13 protein-coding genes are annotated in these 18,005 nt (G+C 52.9%); 8 read left to right on the forward strand and 5 right to left on the reverse strand.

Features of this window, described 5'->3' with window-relative positions; translation table 11 throughout:
- Nucleotides 1–18 precede the first annotated feature (18 nt).
- Nucleotides 19–1,428 carry a DUF1501 domain-containing protein gene (locus tag Enr10x_RS21555; RefSeq protein WP_145451328.1) on the forward strand — a complete coding sequence of 470 codons (1,410 nt, stop codon included), beginning with the start codon at nt 19–21 and terminating at the stop codon, nt 1,426–1,428.
- Nucleotides 1,429–1,474: 46 nt separating this feature from the next.
- Entirely contained in the window at nt 1,475–2,746 is a 1,272-nt protein-coding gene (locus Enr10x_RS21560) for a PQQ-binding-like beta-propeller repeat protein (protein ID WP_145451329.1), read from the forward strand.
- Between the two features lie 13 nt (nt 2,747–2,759).
- Here Enr10x_RS21560 and murB read toward each other — a convergent pair whose 3' ends face one another.
- Nucleotides 2,760–3,638, reverse strand: a complete 879-nt coding sequence (gene murB, locus Enr10x_RS21565) for a UDP-N-acetylmuramate dehydrogenase (RefSeq protein ID WP_145112556.1) — start codon at nt 3,636–3,638, stop codon at nt 2,760–2,762.
- Nucleotides 3,604–5,055 (reverse strand): UDP-N-acetylmuramate--L-alanine ligase, encoded by a 1,452-nt coding sequence (gene murC / locus Enr10x_RS21570; RefSeq protein ID WP_197997319.1) that lies wholly within the window; start codon nt 5,053–5,055, stop codon nt 3,604–3,606. The genes murB and murC overlap by 35 nt, the downstream gene beginning before the upstream one ends.
- 422 nt (nt 5,056–5,477) lie before the next feature.
- Here murC and Enr10x_RS21575 point away from each other — a divergent pair, with 422 nt between their 5' ends.
- The 4 genes from Enr10x_RS21575 (at nt 5,478) to Enr10x_RS21590 (ending at nt 12,930) form a co-directional block, all read left to right on the forward strand.
- Complete coding sequence (locus Enr10x_RS21575; RefSeq protein WP_145112560.1) at nt 5,478–5,939, forward strand: hypothetical protein; 462 nt, start codon at nt 5,478–5,480, stop codon at nt 5,937–5,939.
- Between the two features lie 71 nt (nt 5,940–6,010).
- Entirely contained in the window at nt 6,011–8,419 is a 2,409-nt protein-coding gene (locus tag Enr10x_RS21580; protein ID WP_145451331.1) for a hypothetical protein, read from the forward strand.
- A gap of 45 nt (nt 8,420–8,464) precedes the next feature.
- Complete coding sequence (locus Enr10x_RS21585) at nt 8,465–12,193, forward strand: DUF4175 family protein (protein WP_145451332.1); 3,729 nt, start codon at nt 8,465–8,467, stop codon at nt 12,191–12,193.
- Complete coding sequence (locus tag Enr10x_RS21590; RefSeq protein ID WP_145451333.1) at nt 12,190–12,930, forward strand: hypothetical protein; 741 nt, start codon at nt 12,190–12,192, stop codon at nt 12,928–12,930. The genes Enr10x_RS21585 and Enr10x_RS21590 overlap by 4 nt, the downstream gene beginning before the upstream one ends.
- Before the next feature lie 84 nt (nt 12,931–13,014).
- Here Enr10x_RS21590 and Enr10x_RS21595 read toward each other — a convergent pair whose 3' ends face one another.
- Together Enr10x_RS21595 and Enr10x_RS21600 are read right to left on the reverse strand one after the other, a co-directional pair.
- The gene (locus tag Enr10x_RS21595; protein WP_145451334.1) at nt 13,015–13,359 is read right to left on the reverse strand and encodes a hypothetical protein; all 345 of its coding nucleotides are present in this window, start codon (nt 13,357–13,359) and stop codon (nt 13,015–13,017) included.
- A gap of 157 nt (nt 13,360–13,516) precedes the next feature.
- A complete protein-coding gene (locus Enr10x_RS21600) occupies nt 13,517–14,131 on the reverse strand; it encodes a hypothetical protein (RefSeq protein WP_145451335.1) in 615 nt (204 codons plus the stop codon).
- 454 nt (nt 14,132–14,585) lie between these two features.
- Between Enr10x_RS21600 and Enr10x_RS21605 the strand changes: the two genes are divergently transcribed.
- Nucleotides 14,586–15,092 carry a sigma-70 family RNA polymerase sigma factor gene (locus tag Enr10x_RS21605; RefSeq protein ID WP_145451336.1) on the forward strand — a complete coding sequence of 169 codons (507 nt, stop codon included), beginning with the start codon at nt 14,586–14,588 and terminating at the stop codon, nt 15,090–15,092.
- Nucleotides 15,089–16,780: a FecR family protein gene (locus Enr10x_RS21610; RefSeq protein WP_145451337.1), complete on the forward strand. Its 1,692-nt coding sequence runs from the start codon at nt 15,089–15,091 to the stop codon at nt 16,778–16,780. The genes Enr10x_RS21605 and Enr10x_RS21610 overlap by 4 nt, the downstream gene beginning before the upstream one ends.
- A gap of 346 nt (nt 16,781–17,126) precedes the next feature.
- Here the strand turns inward: Enr10x_RS21610 and Enr10x_RS21615 are convergent, their stop codons facing one another.
- Complete coding sequence (locus Enr10x_RS21615; RefSeq protein WP_145451338.1) at nt 17,127–17,801, reverse strand: FadR/GntR family transcriptional regulator; 675 nt, start codon at nt 17,799–17,801, stop codon at nt 17,127–17,129.
- Nucleotides 17,802–18,005: the final 204 nt, after the last annotated feature.

An 18,005-nucleotide genomic window follows, 5' to 3' on the forward strand; every position in this document is an offset into this window, starting at 1 on the left:
TTCCAGAAAGTCGGCAACATGCATTGTGGCCAATTCCGATATCAGTTCTCTCGACGCCAGATGCTCCAGCAGTGCGCAAACGGCTTTGGTGCCGCTGCCCTGACAGCGCTCCTGCAGGACCGGGCCTTTTCCGGCATCACCCCGGAGAGAACGCACTTCCCGGCCAAAGCCAAAAATGTCATCTTCCTTTACATGGACGGCGGGCCGTCTCAGGTCGATACTTTTGATCCCAAACCGCTGCTCTCCAAATACAACGGTAAAAGCCCCGGTGATTTTTTCAAAGTCGAAGCCACCCAGTTCGACAACGTCGGCAAAGTCCTCGAAAGCCCCTGGAAATTCAAACCCTATGGCCAGAGCGGAACCCCGGTCAGCGATCTCTTTCCCCACGTCGGTTCCTGCATCGACGACATCGCCGTCATTCGCTCGGTCGTCTCCAATTTTCCCGAGCACACTTTCGCCAATTACTTTCTGCACACGGGCAGCGGTCTGCAGGGACGCCCCAGTATGGGCGCCTGGGTCAACTACGGTCTGGGCAGTGAATGCCAGGACCTGCCCGGCTTTGTCGTTATTAACGGGGGACTGATTCCCCCCGGCGGACTCGACTGCTTCAACAGTGGCTTCCTACCCGCCAGTTTCCAAGGCTCGGTCTTCAAACCCGGGGGCAGCGGTATCGCAAACGTGGAACGACAGGAAAAGACCAGCCGTGCCCAGGTGGAAAAACTCAAACTGATGCAGCAACTGGATCGCTTCAAACAGCAGCAGACCGGCAAACACGACGAAATCGAATCGGCGATCTCCAATTACGAACTCGCCTACAAAATGCAGATGGCGATCCCCGAGTTGATGTCCTTGACCAGCGAAACCAAACCCACGCTCGATCTGTACGGCTTCAATGCAGAATATGCTCCCACCAGAACTTTCGCCGCCGAATGCCTGCTGGCACGCCGGCTGGTCGAACGGGGCGTACGTTTTGTGGAACTGACCTGCACCAGCGTGAAAGCCGATCGCTGGGATCAGCACAGCAACCTGAAACGCGATCACGCCAACAACGCTCTCGCCGTCGACCAGCCGATCGCCGGTCTGCTCAAAGATCTCAAACAGCGCGGGCTGCTCGATTCCACGCTGGTCATCTGGGGAGGTGAATTCGGCAGGACCCCCTTTGCCCAGGGGACGAACGGCCGCGATCACAACCCGTTCGGCTTTTCCATGTGGATGGCCGGCGGAGGTGTCAAAGGGGGCACGACCTACGGCGCCACGGATGAATGGGGCTACAAAGTCGTCGAAAACCGCGTCGAAATCCATGACATCCACGCTACCATGCTGCACCTGCTCGGACTCAATCATACGAAATCCACGTTCCGCTTCGGCGGCCGGGATATGCGTCTGACTGACGTGCACGGACACGTGGTGCACGATGTCATTGCCTGAGTGAGTTTACAATCAGATTCTGAATCCATTTCGAAAGGCACTTCCCATGAAACAGTTCCTGCGCGCGTTCTGTTACACTCTGGCGTTCCTGCTCTGTTCGCTGAAAGGAATCACTGCCGAAGACTGGCCTGCCTTTCGAGGTCCCCTGGGCAACGGTATCGCGCAGGAAACTCAGGTTCCCCTGAAATGGAGTGCCACAGAAAACATCCTCTGGAAAGTGCGGCTCCCTGCACCTGGCAACAGCAGTCCAATTGTCTCCAATGGTCGCGTCTTCCTCACCTGCGCGGAAAACGAAGGCCGCAAACGCAGCCTCTACTGTTTCGATCGTAAAGACGGCAAACAGCTCTGGGTCCGCACCGTCAATTATGAAAAAGTAATGCCCACTCACAAAACCAATAATTACTGCGGTTCCACTCCTGTCGCCAACGGCAAGCGGGTCGTCGCCTGGCACAGCTCAGCCGGTCTCTACTGTTATGACTTTGATGGAAACGAGATCTGGCACCGCGATCTGGGTGAGTTCGACCACATGTGGGGTTACGGTGTTTCCCCCGTCCTGCACGAAGGCAAAATCATTTTGCACTGCGGCCCCGGGAAACGGGTTTTTATGACTGCCATCGAACTGGAGAGCGGTAAAACGATCTGGGAAACCGACGAACCCGTCGAAAATGATGGTCAACGAAACAACAGTCGCAAATACATGGGCTCCTGGAGTACTCCCGTCATCGCCCGGGTCAATGACCGCCCCCTGGCCATCTGCAGCATGTCACTCCGCGTGAACGCCTACGATCCCGATACCGGTAAGATTGTCTGGAGCTGCTCCGGTCTCCGGGGACAAAAGGGAGACCTGGCATATACGTCCCCCGTGCTGGCGGATCAGATCTGTGTCGCCATGGGAGGCTTTAACGGTCCCGCCATCGGCTTTCGCATGCAGGGAACCGGCGATATTACAGAATCCGCACGCCTCTGGCGCAAGGAACCCAATCCGCAGCGGATTTCTACCGGCGTCTTTACTGGCGGCCACATCTTCATGGCGAACGCCGGCCCGAACATTGTTCAATGCATCAACCCTGCAACTGGCGACATTGTCTGGCAGGAACGTTCCGGGGGTGCTGCCTGCTGGGGTTCCATGGTTCTCGCCAACGGGCATCTGTACGTCACCGATCAACAGGGAACGACGCACGTCTTCCAGCCGAATCCAGAGCGTTTTGAGCAGGCCGCTCAGAACAAACTGGGAGAACGCAGCAATTCCACGCCCGCCTTCTCCGACGGGCAGATCTTCCTCCGCACGTTCCAGCATCTGTACTGCATCGGAAACTGAGAGCTACCGCTGCTTACCAGAGTTCAATTTCCAGCTCGAGATCGACGCCGAACTTTTCGGAGACCGTGTTCTTAGCCAGGTTGATCAGATCGAGCACGTTCTCTGTCGTGGCGTTCTCATCGTTGATGATGAAGTTCGCATGGCGGTCGCTGATCTCAGCACCGCCGATGCGTGTCCCTTTCAGACCGGCCTGTTCAATCAGAGCACCGGCGTGCATGCCCCGCGGATTTTTGAAGATGCAACCCGCGGACTGGTGTGTCAAAGGCTGATTGGCCTTCTTCATGATCCAGTTCTTTTTCATCCGCTCGGTCAGTTCATCAGGATCCGTCTGCTGTAACTCGAATGTCGCCTCCAGGATGGCCAGCTCATTGATGCTGCTCTCCCGGTAACTGAAACTCAATTCATCCGCGGTCCGGACAAACTTTTCCCCTCGGGCCGTGAGCACAGAGACAGAAGTCGCGAACTGGCCGATATCACCATTATGCCCGCCGGCATTGCCGTGCAGTGCGCCTCCCACAGTACCGGGAATCCCCACCAGACCTTCCAGGCCGGCCAGACCTTCTTTGACGGTCTGAGATACCAGATTGGAAAGCAGCGCCCCGGCTCCCGCGGTGACAGTGGTTCCCTCGACGTTGATCTGTGAGAATTCCTGGTCATGAATGCGGATGACAGCGCCCTGCACGCCGGAATCCTTGATCAGGATGTTCGAGCCTCCCCCGAACACACGCACGGGAATCTCGTTCTCTGCACAACACTTGACCACCGCCTGCAGCTCGTCCGCATTCCGTGGCTCCAGAAAGAACTGGGCAGGGCCTCCTATTTTGAACCAGGAATATTTTGCCAGTGGTTCGGAAGGTTTAAGTATCTCTTTGAAGTCTTCGATTGAACTCATGATGGATCCGATTTATTTCGCCAGCACCCATAGTTATGATGATATCACCAGATTGAGCCTCAGTCTCTAAAGTTGAGACGATCTGGTCAAGGGAACTGCTGAATCTGACCGCATCATTATGCAGAAGAATTCGCTGTACAAGCTCTTGGGACGTATCAACGGGCTCCGTTCCGAGCTTTTCCCGGGCTGCGTACACCGGTGCAATCAGTACTTCGTCAGCCAGCCGGAAACTGCGGGCGTAATAATCCATCATCGCCTGCGTGCGGGAGACCTGGTGCGGCTCGTACACACACCAGACCTTTCGATCCGGATATTCCTGCCTGACCAGATTCAATGTCGCCTGAATCGCAGTGGGGTGGTGTGCATAGTCGTCAAACAGTGTGATCCCTTTATAGGACCCCTTCCGCTCATAGCGCCGGCGAATTCCCGGAAACTGGTAGATCCCTTCACGAATATCTTCTGCAGACACTCCCGCAGAATGACACAGGATCGCTGCCACCATGGCATTGCTCACGTTGTGCTTTCCCCGCTTCTGCAGCGAGATCTCAGAGAAGTATTCTCCCTGGTGAAACAGTCTGAATCGTTGTCCGAAACCGGTCTGTTTGATATCCGCTGCCCACCAGTCTGCTCCCTGTTCCAGTGAGAACGTCGACACGTTCGAACGACAGGCCTCGCGGATCTGCTGCGCTCCCAGACAGGTGGAAGGCATGATCAGTGAACCATCGGCGGGAATCCGGGCCACAAACTCGGCATAGGCGGAAGTCATATCATCCTGATTCTTGAAGTAATCAAAATGGTCAGGCTCGATGTTCGTAATTGCCGCATAGTGGGGATAAAGATTCAGAAAGCTGCGCTGGTATTCACAGCTTTCCGCTACAAATAGAGGCCCTTCTCCTGCCCAGCCATTCAGGTTCTGACTGCACAGCTCCGCTCCGATGACCGCTGATGGCGAAGCACCCGCATTTTCGAGAACAAACGCTGTCAGCGCCGTCGTGGTACTTTTCCCATGCGTCCCCGCGATGCAGACCCCCTGCTTCTGCCGCATCAGGCTTCCCAGCATCTGCGTGTACGAAAGCTGAGGAATGCCCATTCGCTGAGCGAAACGACGTTCGGGATTCGCCAGACCGATCGCCGGGCTATAGATCAGCACATTGGTTCCTTCCGGAACAAAACGCTTATCGTGCCCCTGATGAACCCGGTAGCCCCCTTCCTGCAATGCCTGATCGGTAGGAAGCGACGGACTCATATCGGATCCGGTGACGCGGCAACCTGCACTCGCCAGGTATTCAGCCAGTGCCTTCATACCGGATCCACAAATGCCGACCAGATGCGCAGAAGCAGGTAATCCGGCAGAGTCGAGCCGAAAATCCTGATTCAACAATCCCTGTTGATGCGTATTCGTTTTTGACAGGATCATAATCGCCTTAATGTCTATCTGAAGCCCGACAGGAAATCCCGCTGACATCAGTTCCAGCGGGTTTCGATTTCGGCAAGATCAGTCCGAAATCCCTCGACTCTTTCTATCGGGAATCAACGCGTGCTGAATCCATTGGTTATGACTTTTGTTTCGACTGGATAAACATTATCGAATAACAGGATCCTGTTGCATCAAGCCGGTCATCTGGAGAAAATTGATAAGATAGACAGCTATAGCTGGGTTTGACTGAAATCCGTTTCATTTCCTCAGTTTTGGCACATTTTTTCCAGGTTCTTATAATTCTTTACCAGCTGCGATACAATGTATTATGCCTCGAAATGGATTCTGTCTGAAGAGCAATTTCCATGTCCGCCGTCTCGAATGTCTGCTGTTCAACTGAATCTCCCTGAAAGGAGTTCGCTATGCAAAGCCCTGCTTTTGATTCGCAACAGGCTCATCGCCACTTTGCCGCAACCTGTTTCAATAAAACCTGGGATTACCTGGATAAAGCAGACCGTACCGCTGCAGAAAATCTGGCCATGATCTCGGCCTGCCATGCCTCCCACTGGCACTGGACACAATTCGAGGAACATACTCCGGAAAATATTTCGATCGCCTACTGGCAGCTGGCACGCGTCTATGCCGTCACCAACCAGCCCAGTAATGCCCTCAGCTACGCCATGCTCTGCCTGAAAGTGACGCAGGACAACCATCTTAAGCCGTTTTGCCTGGCTTATGCATACGAGGCCCTGGCCCGGGCTGCCTCCGTCGCCAATAAGCCGGAAGAAGTAGAAACATACACACAACAGGCAAAAAATATTGCAGAATCGGAGCTCGAGGGAGATGAAAAACAGCAATTGCTGGATGATCTGAATACAATATAAGGGTCTGTTCCCCATGACTGTGGCAATCACATCAGACATGTCCTTTGTTTTCAATTCCTTAGACAGCACACATGGAAACGCTGAAACGAGCTCTGGAATCATATTTTGATATCCCCGCCGCCGGGCCGGGACAGGGTTCCGCATGGAATTTTCACTGGAATACTCCCTGGCCCGCCTGGATGCCCGACTGGGTCGTACTGCTCCTGGCTTCGGGGATCATCTTTCTGCTGATTTTTGCTTACCTTAAAGATACAGCACATCTGGATCTCAAAAAGAAGTGTCTGCTCGTCGGGATCCGACTGACTCTGTTCCTGATCGTCGTGCTGTTCCTGACGAAATTCACGCTCACCATCCATCGTACCGGGCTTCCGTTTGTCGCCCTGTTGGTCGACGATTCTTCCAGCATGGGACTGGAAGACAATTATTCCAGCAATGCAGAAGTCAGCCCATCCAGATTAAAAGAGTTCACAGGCCAGACCCGACTCGCGCTGGGCAAGTCGCTCCTGGTCAAAAACGACGCCCGATTCCTGACAGACCTGCAACGGAAACACAAACTCCGACTGTATCACTTTTCGGAAGACTGCCTGCCACTGGGCGATCCGGATCTCCTGGATCAGCTCGATCAAAAGTCTGCACAGGAACCGCTTAGACAATTGAAACCCACAGGCAAAGAGACGCGGCCTTACCACGCCGTTCAGAAAGTCCTCAACGATTTTCGCGGCACTCCCCCCACAGCAATCATCGTCCTCAGTGATGGCATCTCAAGTACGGGCGAACTCGACAGGTTATCCCGCGCTGCTCCCCTGGCAAAATCCAAGCTGGTCCCCATTTTTCCCGTCGGCATCGGCAGCGAGCAACCAGTGCGCGATCTGCAGCTCTATGATCTATTGGTCGATGATGTCGCATTCGTGAATGACCCGGTCAACCTGTCTGCCAAAATCAAGACGTTCGGCATTAACTCCGGGACACTGTCCCTGGTCCTGAAAGACGCCAGGACAGGCAGTCCCCTGGTCACGCGTCAGATCCCGGTCAATTCCCAGAAAGAATTTCAGAAGATTGAACTGACTTTTACCCCGACCACTCCAGGACTGTTTGAATATGAATTTGAAGTCGAACCGGTCGAGGGTGAGGTCAATCAGAAAAACAATCAGCAGAGCGGCCAGGTCTCGGTCCTTGATCAGAAGATCCGGGTCCTGCTGGTCGATTCGGTCCCCCGCTATGAATATCGCTATCTGAAACATCTGCTCGAACGTGACAAAACCATTGAACTGCGGAGTATCCTGCAGGAATCGGACCTCGAATATTCCTCCGAAGACGCGACTGCACTCGACTATTTCCCCGTCAAAAAAGAGGACCTGTACCAGTACGATGTGGTCATTCTGGGAGATGCAGACCCCGCTTATTTCAGTCAGGCGGTCTTTGAAAACCTGGACCAGTTCGTCCGGGAAAAGGGGGGCGGACTGATCGTGGTTGCCGGTCCCCGGTTTTCACCGCAGGCTTACTTCAATACTCCGCTTCAGGAACTGCTGCCCGTCGAAATTTCCAAAGCATCCCCGTCAACAGAATACACACCTGTCATCGAAGGCTTTCAACCGGAACTGACTACCGAAGGCCAGTTCAGCACTTCCATCTTTCGCTTTGCTGACAACGCGAATGAAAGTCAACGAATCTGGAACAACCTGCCGGAACTCTACTGGTATTACACGGCCGAAAATACCAAACCCGGGGCAACCGTGTTTGCGATTCACCCCACTCAAAAGGGGAAGAACGGCAAACCGGTCCCCATTATCTCAACCCAGCGCGTCGGGGCCGGTAAAGTGATCTTCAACGCCACCGATGATCTGTGGCGCTGGCGGGACCTGGTCGGCGATCTGTATTACTCCCGCTACTGGGTGCAGGCCATCCGCTACCTGAGCCGCTCGAAGCTGCTTAATCAGGAACAGGCTGTCGAACTCACCCTGGATCGAAAAACCTATCAGCAGGGAGATACGGTCCAGTTTCGCGTCAAATTTCTCGACGAACGTCTGATCCCCTCCGACTCCGAACCGGTCACCGTCATGCTCGAACGCAAAGGAGAAGCCTCGCGTCCTGTGCAGCTGACACCGCTGCCAACATCCCCCAATATCTTTGAAGGCAGTTATTCCAATATTCCGGAAGGCGCTTACCATACCTGGGTGGCACATCCCATCCTGGAAGGGACGCCCCCCGCGGACGATTTTCGGGTCGAAATCTCTCAGCAGGAACTCCTGAACCGCGATATGGATCGGGCTGACCTGCAGAAAACGGCCCGGGAAACCCGCGGTAAGTATTTTCATATTCTGGATGCAGAACAGCTGCCGGATGCGATTCCCGCCGGACATCCAATCCCGCTGGAAAATGAAGAACCGATTCCTCTCTGGAACCGCTGGGAATTTCTGATTCTCTTCACTTTACTGATCTCTGCGGAATGGCTCTTAAGAAAACGGTTTCGACTGGTATAATGAAACCCTGGTAAATGAATTTCCTGTTACTTTCAAGACACACGTATGCCGCACTCGATTCGAGTACAACTTGAGCAACTGCATCAGAAAATTCAGCAGCTGATCTGGCTGAATGGGATCTGCTGGGGATTGACGATCCTGCTCTCCCTGGCACTGCTTGCCATCGCGCTGGACTGGAGTCTGGATATCACGGATCCTGTAATCAGGCTCATTCTTGCACTTGGCATCGGAGCAGCTCTGATCTGGACCACCTGGAAACACCTGCTGGTTCCCCTGCAAACCCCAGTCACAGACCTGGACCTGGCACTCAAAATTGAAAAACGCTATCCGGCTCTGAAAGACAGCTTTTCCAGCAGTATCGAGTTTGACAGTCAACCGGCAGCACATTATGCCGGCTCTGCCCAGATGCGGCAGACCGTGATTCAACAGTCCTATCAGCAGGCGGCACAGATCAATTTTCTGGAGCTGATCGATACACACCCGATTCGAAAAATCATGTTTTCCGCGGCTTTCCTCTGTCTGCTGTTGGCTGGAATTTCTATCCTGCATCCGCGGCAGATGATGCTCGGCTTTCACCGCCTGATGCTGCCCTTCTCTGCCCCCCAGTGGCCTCAAAGCGTCGAACTGCAGATTCTGGACGAGAATCTGATTCCGATTGAAACCAGTCCGGGAAATCCCTATCAGGTAGTGGAAGGCCAGACCTTCCAGTTCTTTGTCGAAAACCGGAAAGGCGCCCCCCCGGAAGATCTGCGGCTCGAATACCAGACCAGCCAGAAATCAACACTCCATCCGCAAATCTATTCGGAACCACTCAGACTCGTTTCCGTACCGGATTCCGCCACGGGCGTCGATCGAGATCTGGGAACCGGGTCGCTGGTTGTCTCCAGCAAGACCGTTAAGCTGAGAGCCGCAGGCGGCGATGACACCAATATGCCCTGGCTGATAATCCAGTCGGTCCCTCCCACCACGATTCAACTTGAGAAGGTCACACTCACTCCTCCGGAATATTCACAACAGCCCAAAACCAGTCTCCCATCCGGTGTAGGTCATTTTAAGGCGTTAGTCGGAACCAGAGTCGAGATGACAGCCAGTTCCAACAAATTACTGAAATCGGTCGCACTGCGCGTCAAAGATCAGCAGCCCCAACCTGTCAAACTCGACAGTGACCGCAAGCATTTCACAACAGAATTCGTGATCACTGAACCGGGCACTTATTCCTACTGGTTCGACATTGAAAATGACCAGGGCTTCCGTCCCCCCTCTCCGGATCGTTACGAAGTCACCGGCATGACCGATGCAGTGCCCGAAGTGTTTCTGGAAAAACCGGACACCGACCTGCAGGTCACTCCCGGCGCGCAGATCCCCCTGACCGTGGCGATTCGCGATGATCTTGCCATCGACAGTGCATTGATTCGGTATCAGAAATCATCGCGTGAGGAATCACTCTCGCGTGCCCTCAGAACGGACCGCCCCTCGGAGACCTTCCCCCTCCGTTTTACCGTGCAGAAACCGGCAACCGAACTGGTCATCAACCAGAACTGGAACCTGGCCGAATTGCCTTTAGCAGAAGGCGATCGCATCATCTTTCGTGCTGAAGCCACAGACTTTTTCCAATCCGCGGAACTTGCCGCGAACGATTCCAGTAGCTTAACCGCAACTCATACCGGTAGCAGCATCTCCCGCGTTCTGACGATTGTCAGCCCGACCTATAAATCAAACGAACTCGTCAACCGCCATGCTCAACTGCTGGAAGAACTGACGCGCGTCCTCAAAGATCAGCGACTGCTCAATACCGAAATCAAGGATGTGCAGCATCAGCTGGAACGGGTTGGACAGGTCCGTTCGCAGGAACTGGATACCATCAAACAGGTTGAGATGGACCAGAAACGGGTCGCCTCTCAGCTTTCCAGCCCGCGTACCGGACTGGAACAGCGTGCCAGAGAACTGCTGCAGGAACTGAAATGGAACCGCATTCAGGACCCCGGCATGCAGCAGCGACTGTCTGAATTGAGCACGGAACTCTCCCGGTTGAACCAGGACGTCTTCCCGCAGATTCAGGAACAGATGACCCAGGCCCGCAAGAAACTGCAGTCATCCGTCGATTCGAAAACTGAGACATCCCCAACAAAGGATGAGAAGCCTGACCCCGCAAATCAAACGTCGGCAGAGAAGACGCGTCCCTCAACGTCAAACCGTGACACAGAACCACTGGAAGCATTAACCGTGGCAGAACGGGGCCAAAGGCAGGTGATCGATCGGCTGGACAAGATGCTGCAATCCCTCTCTGAATGGCAGAAAACCAGAGACCTGGTCTCCGAGCTGGAAGAACAGATCGCACAACAGTCAGAGATCCAGGACCAGACTGCCGAGCTGGCCAAACGCACGATTACCAGATCCTTTTCCAACCTGAACCTGCAGGACCAGGCAGACCTCGAAAAACTGGCCAGCCGCCAGGAACGACAATCTGACAATTTCAAATCCTTCCGAGACCTGCTGGACAATATGCAGTCGCAAACCAGGGAAAACTCTGGGACAGATCAGTTCCAGAAACAGGCTGCCATCGATTTCCTGCGTAAAAAGTCGTTACCCGAAAAAATGCAGCAAACCGCGGACCGGCTCAAGCAGAACCAGGTTGGACAGGCGATTCAGGAACAGCAGCAGATCCAGGAGTCGATGCAGCAGCTTAAAGACATCTTCGAAAATCAGTCCTCAGACTCCCCCGATCAGCTCATCAAAAAACTGAAACAGTCCGAGCAGGAACTCAGCCAGTTAAAACAGAAGCAACAGGACCTCCTGCAGAAACTGAAGTCTGCCTCGAAAGATTCTGATCAAGCGGAATTAAAGAAACAGCTCCAGCAACTTGCGAAACAGGAGCAGCAGCTCCAGCAGCAGCTGAAACAGTTTGAAGATCAACTGCAGAAATTGAGTTTGAACCGGGCATCCGAATCAGTCCGGCGGGCCAGTCAGCGACTGTCAAAAGTGAACGACGCCCTGGACCAGGGACAGACACAACAGGCCGAGCAGGAGATGAATGAGTCGCTGGACGACCTCGAGCAGACACAGCGCGAACTGGCTTCCCGCAGACAGGAACTGGAGGAAACGCTCGCATTTGAAGAATTCACGAAACTCGAATCGGAAATCGAGTCTCTGATAGAAAGACAACAGGCAGTTATTACCGAGACCACCCGGCTGGAAGAGCTGCGCCTGGAACGCGGACGCTGGTCGCGGGGACAGCTGAAGTCACTGAAACAGCTCTCGGAAACCGAACGGGATCTGCAAAGCCAGACAGAAGCGTTCGTCGAAAAAATGACAGCAGCCCCGGTCTTTGTGCTGGCAATCCAGAAAGTCCGCGATCAGCTGGAGATCGCAGTCGCCAGGCTTCAGCAGCGATTGACAGACCAGGAAACACTGACCGCAGAAAACCGGGCTCAAAGCAAACTGAAAGAAATCCTGCAGATCCTGAAACAGCGAAAGAGCCTCCAGCAGGGTGAGTCAGAGGAAGGTGAGCCCACCTTACAGCCGCCTCAAGACCAGATTCCGCTGATTGCCCAACTGCGTTTACTCAAACTGATGCAGGAAGAACTGCTGCAGCAGACCACCCGATTTAATGAATCGATCAGTCAGCAAAAGAAACTGACGCCCGCACAGCAGGAGCAGCGTAAGCTTCTCGCGGAAGACCAGGCTGATCTGGCGGAACTTTCCCGGGAACTGATGTCACTTTTGAATGGTTCAGAGTCCGACGATACAGAACAGCTACCTGAGATCAAAAAATGAAACCAGCCCCATCCATACCGATCAAGCAAATTCGACGTTGGGTCTGCCTCGCCGGCTTGACAGTGAGTACACTCTCGTTGCCTCTGTTCGCAGCAGATGAGCTGCTGAAGAAAAAGCCTGATTCTGCAGACAGTCAACCAGAACAGAAAACCCCTGAGAAGAAGAATGAAAATAAACTGAAGCTTCCCGAAACGTCCCCGGATCGTCCCAAACCAGGACAGATCCCCAAAGTCCGCCAGGGCAACCAGTTGCCGGTCGAGCCGATCATCAAAGAGATGCAACGTGCCAGCAAACTCATCGCCAATCAGCAGACAGGAAAAGAAACCCAGCAAATCCAGCAACAGGTAGTCAAAGATCTGGAAGAACTGATCCAGTTGATCGAATCGAGTCCCGGAAAAACCGTGCAACGCATGAGATCACGAAAGCAGTCTGATGCCCCGCAACAGTCTCAGCAGAAACAACAGCAGAATGACCAGGCCGGAGAGAATCAGCAAGCAGGCAATCAGCCCACCCAGGGACCTGCCCGGAAGTCGACCGATCGACAGGAAAAAGGAAAAGTCACCCCGGGCCAGCTTTCCGAACGGAACCCTTATATAAAAGATGCCTGGGGGCACCTGCCCCCCGCGATGCGGCAACAGCTCTTGAATATCTATACCGAAAAATTTCTGCCCCGGTATGAGGAACAGGTGAAGCGCTATTACGAAGCGCTGGCCGAGAAGAACGGGCAGCAGCCCTGAGCTCATCCCTCGCCCCTGAAATAAAACAGGCGACCCATCATCGTCGATCATGGGCCGCCTGAAAGATTTTGAATTCAGGTGATCTTAGGGAGGGACCACGTTAAAAGTATCACTACGCAGGATCGTAGTGTCATAACTGTTACCCGCATACAGTCGCACGTAGTTCCAGCGACGCGCTCCCCGGATCGCAAACCCAGGTGTGGTTGCCAGCTCGGGAACCCGATAAGCAGACCGGCTCTGGGGACGCGGATAGCGGGCCGCCACTTCCGGTGGTAACTGATGGCTGTAGTAGGAGCGGTTATACATCCAGTTCTCAGCCTGTACCTGTTGACTGTTGAGACTGAAGCCGGCAGCTCCACAGGCGACTGCAATCAACAGAATTGATTTGGCGAGCAGTTTTCTGATCCCGCCTGATGCTGAGTATTTCATGGGACTTACCTCTTTCTCCACTGACTCAACATGTTGCGAAAAAACAACATGATGATTCTGTTTTGAAACGAATGTTGCTTGAAATCAACATTCACACTTCAATTTGAGGGGTAATAGAGGTAAGACGCAGATCCCATGCCAAACAGCCGCACAGAACCTAGTCGAGCGGAATGCCTGCTTCCTTGTAGAGCTGAGCCTTTTTCTTGCCATCTTCCAGAACCAGGATGTTACCCGTCTCAGCATTATAGCCGTACATTTTGTAGGGAGGTAATGCCGCGAACTCAACCCGGTTCTCTTTCATGATCTTCATATACTCGTCGTAGGTGGGAAAACGATCATTCAGCACCTTGTGCGTTTTGATCGCCTGCTGCATTCCCAGCGTGCTCACTTTGGAAGACATCGAAACATAAGCACTGCCAGCCTGAGAAAAGGGATCGACCCCTTTAATTTTGCCATCCACTATCGTAATGGCAGGATCCTCAAGCGCTTTCTTGGCATCCACCACCACAGCAGTGGTTTTCTGCAGGATGCTCTTTTTCTGATTTGCGCCCGCATCAGCTGCGGCAGGCGCAGGTTCAGCCTGTCCTGCCGGTGCAGGCATTTCCTGTTCCGCAGGCGCGGGGGCCTGATCCTGCTGCTGGTTTCCGTTGGCCGCCTCCTGTTGACGGGCGATATCCTGTGGATCCTGACAGCCAAATCCTGCGGAGAGCAGAAACAGACTCAACAGACCTGTTCGGAACGAATACACGGATTTCAGTTCGATCTTTTGCATCAATGAGACTCTTTCCAATATTTTAGAAAAACCGTCTTTACATTTGATTTTAAAGGACTACTACATCTATAAGACTAATTTGATGGACTGTATTCAGTCTCTCTAATCAGATTATCTTTACTTCCATTAAATACGATTGGATCTCCAAAGCACCAGAAATCTCGATAATTATAAACGTTTTTCAAAAATTTGACATTAGATCTCATTGCCCATTGAACAATTCCTATTAGCAGCCTGAGGTATTTTCCTGCGGGGAGTTCCCTCACCCACCGGTTGCTGAAATTGAAAAAATCAGGTCAGGCTTTCTGTTCTCACCTGAAGTTTGCAAGATTTGTTTTAATGCCGGATTTTTGACTGTATAGTAGCAATCTGGCAGGCCTGCAGACTTTTCAGAACGGAGCGCCACGGCGGTATGTCCACAACCACCTCATCTCCTGATCAAGATTCCAGAGAGATGTTTACATCATTTCTGGAGCAAGAGCGATTACGCATATTTGGGTATATTCGTACGCTTGTACCCCACAATTCCGATGCAGAGGACGTATATCAACATGTCTGCCTGACACTTTGGAATAAATTTGATGAATTTGATCAGGATCGTGACTTCTTTGCCTGGGCCTGTGGGATCGTATATTTCACCGTCTGCAACTTTCGCAGAAGCAATCAGCGTGATCGACATTTTTTCAGTCAGGAGTTAATCGAAACCATGTCGCAGGAGCGTATGCAACATCTGAGCAATTACAATCTCAGGCTGGAGCTCCTGCAAGACTGCTTTTACAGCCTGAGCCAGGCTGATCAGGAGTTGTTGATCCACTCCACACAGGAAAAACAGTCCATCAAGGATTTTGCCCAAAAGGCAGGAAAAACCGTCCAGACGCTCTATAATCGCCTGAGCACGCTCAGACGCGAACTGGCTGACTGCGTCAAACGGAAACTGAAACGCGAGGGGACAATGGCATGAGCGTCCAGGATATCCCTCCCCGTTTTGATGAGCTGCTGAATCAGCTTCTGGATGACAATCTATCCGCTGACGAATTCGCTGAGTTTGAAAAAAAACTGCTGGAGAATCCCCAGGCCCGTAAACTCTATTTCGATCTGCTGGATATCAATTCCGGAATCGACACCAACAACGACAGCCGCCTGCAGAAACTTGATCAGGTCATCCTTCAGGGCATCAATGCCTCGACCACTCCCCGGGAAATACAAAAATCCCACACGGGGCGAAGTTCATTCTCTACCGTCTCCTATCTGCTCGTCGCGGCAGCTTCCGTTTGCATCATTCTGCTGGCTGAATGGTGGATGACGGACCATTTTTTCTGGAATCAACCAGTTCGGGTTGCTCAGAAAGAAAAACAGGAGGAAGGCGTACCACTGGAGATGAACCAGCCGTATGTCGCCACACTCTCTCGCTCCTTTGACTGCAAATGGGGAAATGAAAATCCCCCTCGCTTTTCCGGACAGAGGCTGCTTTCCAAAAACCTGACCCTGCTGCAGGGAATCGCCGAATTCCGCTTTGATAGTGGAGTGCGTCTCATACTCGAAGGCCCCACGACCATCAACATCGACTCTGCCACTTGTGCAACAGTTGCTTCGGGATCTGTCGTGCTGCACGGCTATGAATCCTCGCCTGAATTTGAACTGATTACCCCCCAGGCCCGTTTTTTTGATATCGGCACAGAGTATGGGGCCAAAGTCGATGAACAGGGAGGAACTGAACTGCATGTTTTCCAGGGGGCAGTCCGCGTACAACCCGAAATGGAACTTGCTGAAATTTCTGCCCCCCTGGTCATCAACGAAGGAAATGCCCGCCTGATCGAGCCCGAATCCAACAAGGAAATTCATCTGGACCCGAACCGTTTCAAACGCGAAGTCCCCGGCCAGCCCAAAGCCCTGACGGCCGTTCGCAAGGAACTGCTGGCATACGACAGCTTCCACCCACCCCAGATTGCTGATCCGCCCCGGTTCTCTGACTGGCGAAACTCCGGTTTTGGCTGGACGACACACTGGCGCAATCGAGCCAACAAACCAGGCAACGCACCGGGAAAAAGCCTGCCGGAACGTTCGCTCCAGCCGGATCTAAAATCGACAGACCAGTCAGGCTGCATTGAACTGGAAAGAGGCAATACCGCCTGGCGTTCCCTGGAAAAACCAGTCCGCCTCGACACAGATGCCATTTACTATGTCAGCTTCTTCATCCAGCAGGCAGCCGAACCGACTGCCTCCGGCTACCATTACGGGAACATTTCCCTGCAATCCGAAGAGGTTGACAAACTCTCAGGTCAAAGAAACAAGCTTCTGTTTGGTATCAATTCCCAGAACTACCCGACCCTGTCACTCAAAGGACAGACTCTGGAAAAAGCCCCCCCTCTACTCCCTGAAACCACTTATTTTTATGTCGCCAAGATTGTTGCCAGCGAGAACGCCCCGGACCAGATTTTCCTGAGAGCCTTTTACGAAAATGAAACCATTCCCGACCAGGAGCCTTTAATCTGGACCTGCATTTCTTCCCCCTTCGACGATTCCAACACTTACCCCCACGTCCGCATTCATGCAGGCAAATCGGGCAAATATCGCTTCGATGAACTGAGAATCGGCTCTTCGTGGGAGTCTGTAGTCAACCTGCAGGATCCCGCAGAACTGCCTGAATAAAGCCTCTCTCAACCGCACACCCACCTCTGCATTCTTCAGACAGAAAATCATCCCCTACCAGCGTAAGGGAAATACCTCACGCAAAAACTCAGCCCGGCTGATTTCATGAAAACTTAAAAAAATTCAGTTTTCAATAGTAAGATTATTCCCCCTCGGAACAATTACCTGACAGCAGGCAAATGAAATGCGGATCCAAGGTAGTATCAGAAGCGATTCTATCCCACTAGTCCCTGAACGGCGGGGGTCATGCACGTGACAGCATGGCCCCCTCTTTTTTTATTGCTGGCCAGACACTCCGCTTTGATGGCATTTCGCCCCTCAAGCAAAAACAGAGCCCCACTCTGCTTCAGATCAAGTCCTGGAACTGCTGCCGAATCAGGACACGGGCGTGCTCCAGGTCCTGCCTGCGGATCGCACTGGCCAGCTCAGCATGTTCCCAGACAATTCGCGCCGTTTGCGCGGAGTCCAGGGTATCCACCTCAGGCAGACTGTGAAAATATTCCGCGAGAATCTGCTGCATTCCAGCGACATACCTGGAATTAGTCATTTCCAGAACCAGAGTATGAAACGCCAGATCCAGCTCCACCGAACGCTCCCACTCCTGCCGCTCTGCACAACACTGCATCTCTTCTACCAGTGAATCCAGCTGATTCAGCTGCGCGGAAGTGGCATTCCTGACAGCCAGCTCAATTGCACCGATCTCCAGTACATACCGCAGCAGTTTCAACTCGTCCCGGTCATTCTGCGAGACCGTTAACAGAGGCAGGCTTTCGGACAGCAACTGGACCAGATCCGGTCTCCTGACTACCAACCCCTTACGCTGCTTGCCGTCCAGAATCCCCAAAGCGCGCAGGCGGCTGACCGCTTCCCGCACAATGGTCCGGGAGACCTGATATTCCTCGGCCAATTGACCTTCCGTCATAAACACATGACCGGCAGGCAACTGCTCCTGAACGATGCGACTGCGGATCTTCTCTGCCAGCTGGGTCGACATGGTATTTTGCTGAGAATCGGTCTTCATGGCCTTATTATCATACAATTAGAGCAGAGTTGTCAATGACTGGAAAATGGAGCCATGTTCGCACACCACTTACAAAACCCCAATTACAAGCAATCTACACTGACCCCAGAGACAATCCATGAGAGACTTGCAGTTTTATTTGTCATACAATATTTTATTGAATATCACTTATCCATCCAATCCCACAACATCATGCTACTACCA

Origin of the sequence: Gimesia panareensis (genome assembly GCF_007748155.1) — a bacterium.
Classification (GTDB): domain Bacteria; phylum Planctomycetota; class Planctomycetia; order Planctomycetales; family Planctomycetaceae; genus Gimesia; species Gimesia panareensis.

Excerpts from the sequence above, each read along its gene's own strand:
- Enr10x_RS21555 (WP_145451328.1), top strand. The coding sequence starts at position 19 with ATGCATTGTGGCCAATTCCGATATCAGTTCTCTCGACGCCAGATGCTC.
- Enr10x_RS21560 (WP_145451329.1), top strand. The coding sequence starts at position 1,475 with ATGAAACAGTTCCTGCGCGCGTTCTGTTACACTCTGGCGTTCCTGCTC.
- murB (WP_145112556.1), bottom strand. The coding sequence starts at position 3,638 with ATGAGTTCAATCGAAGACTTCAAAGAGATACTTAAACCTTCCGAACCA.
- murC (WP_197997319.1), bottom strand. The coding sequence starts at position 5,055 with ATGATCCTGTCAAAAACGAATACGCATCAACAGGGATTGTTGAATCAG.
- Enr10x_RS21575 (WP_145112560.1), top strand. The coding sequence starts at position 5,478 with ATGCAAAGCCCTGCTTTTGATTCGCAACAGGCTCATCGCCACTTTGCC.
- Enr10x_RS21580 (WP_145451331.1), top strand. The coding sequence starts at position 6,011 with ATGGAAACGCTGAAACGAGCTCTGGAATCATATTTTGATATCCCCGCC.
- Enr10x_RS21585 (WP_145451332.1), top strand. The coding sequence starts at position 8,465 with ATGCCGCACTCGATTCGAGTACAACTTGAGCAACTGCATCAGAAAATT.
- Enr10x_RS21590 (WP_145451333.1), top strand. The coding sequence starts at position 12,190 with ATGAAACCAGCCCCATCCATACCGATCAAGCAAATTCGACGTTGGGTC.
- Enr10x_RS21595 (WP_145451334.1), bottom strand. The coding sequence starts at position 13,359 with ATGAAATACTCAGCATCAGGCGGGATCAGAAAACTGCTCGCCAAATCA.
- Enr10x_RS21600 (WP_145451335.1), bottom strand. The coding sequence starts at position 14,131 with ATGCAAAAGATCGAACTGAAATCCGTGTATTCGTTCCGAACAGGTCTG.
- Enr10x_RS21605 (WP_145451336.1), top strand. The coding sequence starts at position 14,586 with ATGTTTACATCATTTCTGGAGCAAGAGCGATTACGCATATTTGGGTAT.
- Enr10x_RS21610 (WP_145451337.1), top strand. The coding sequence starts at position 15,089 with ATGAGCGTCCAGGATATCCCTCCCCGTTTTGATGAGCTGCTGAATCAG.
- Enr10x_RS21615 (WP_145451338.1), bottom strand. The coding sequence starts at position 17,801 with ATGAAGACCGATTCTCAGCAAAATACCATGTCGACCCAGCTGGCAGAG.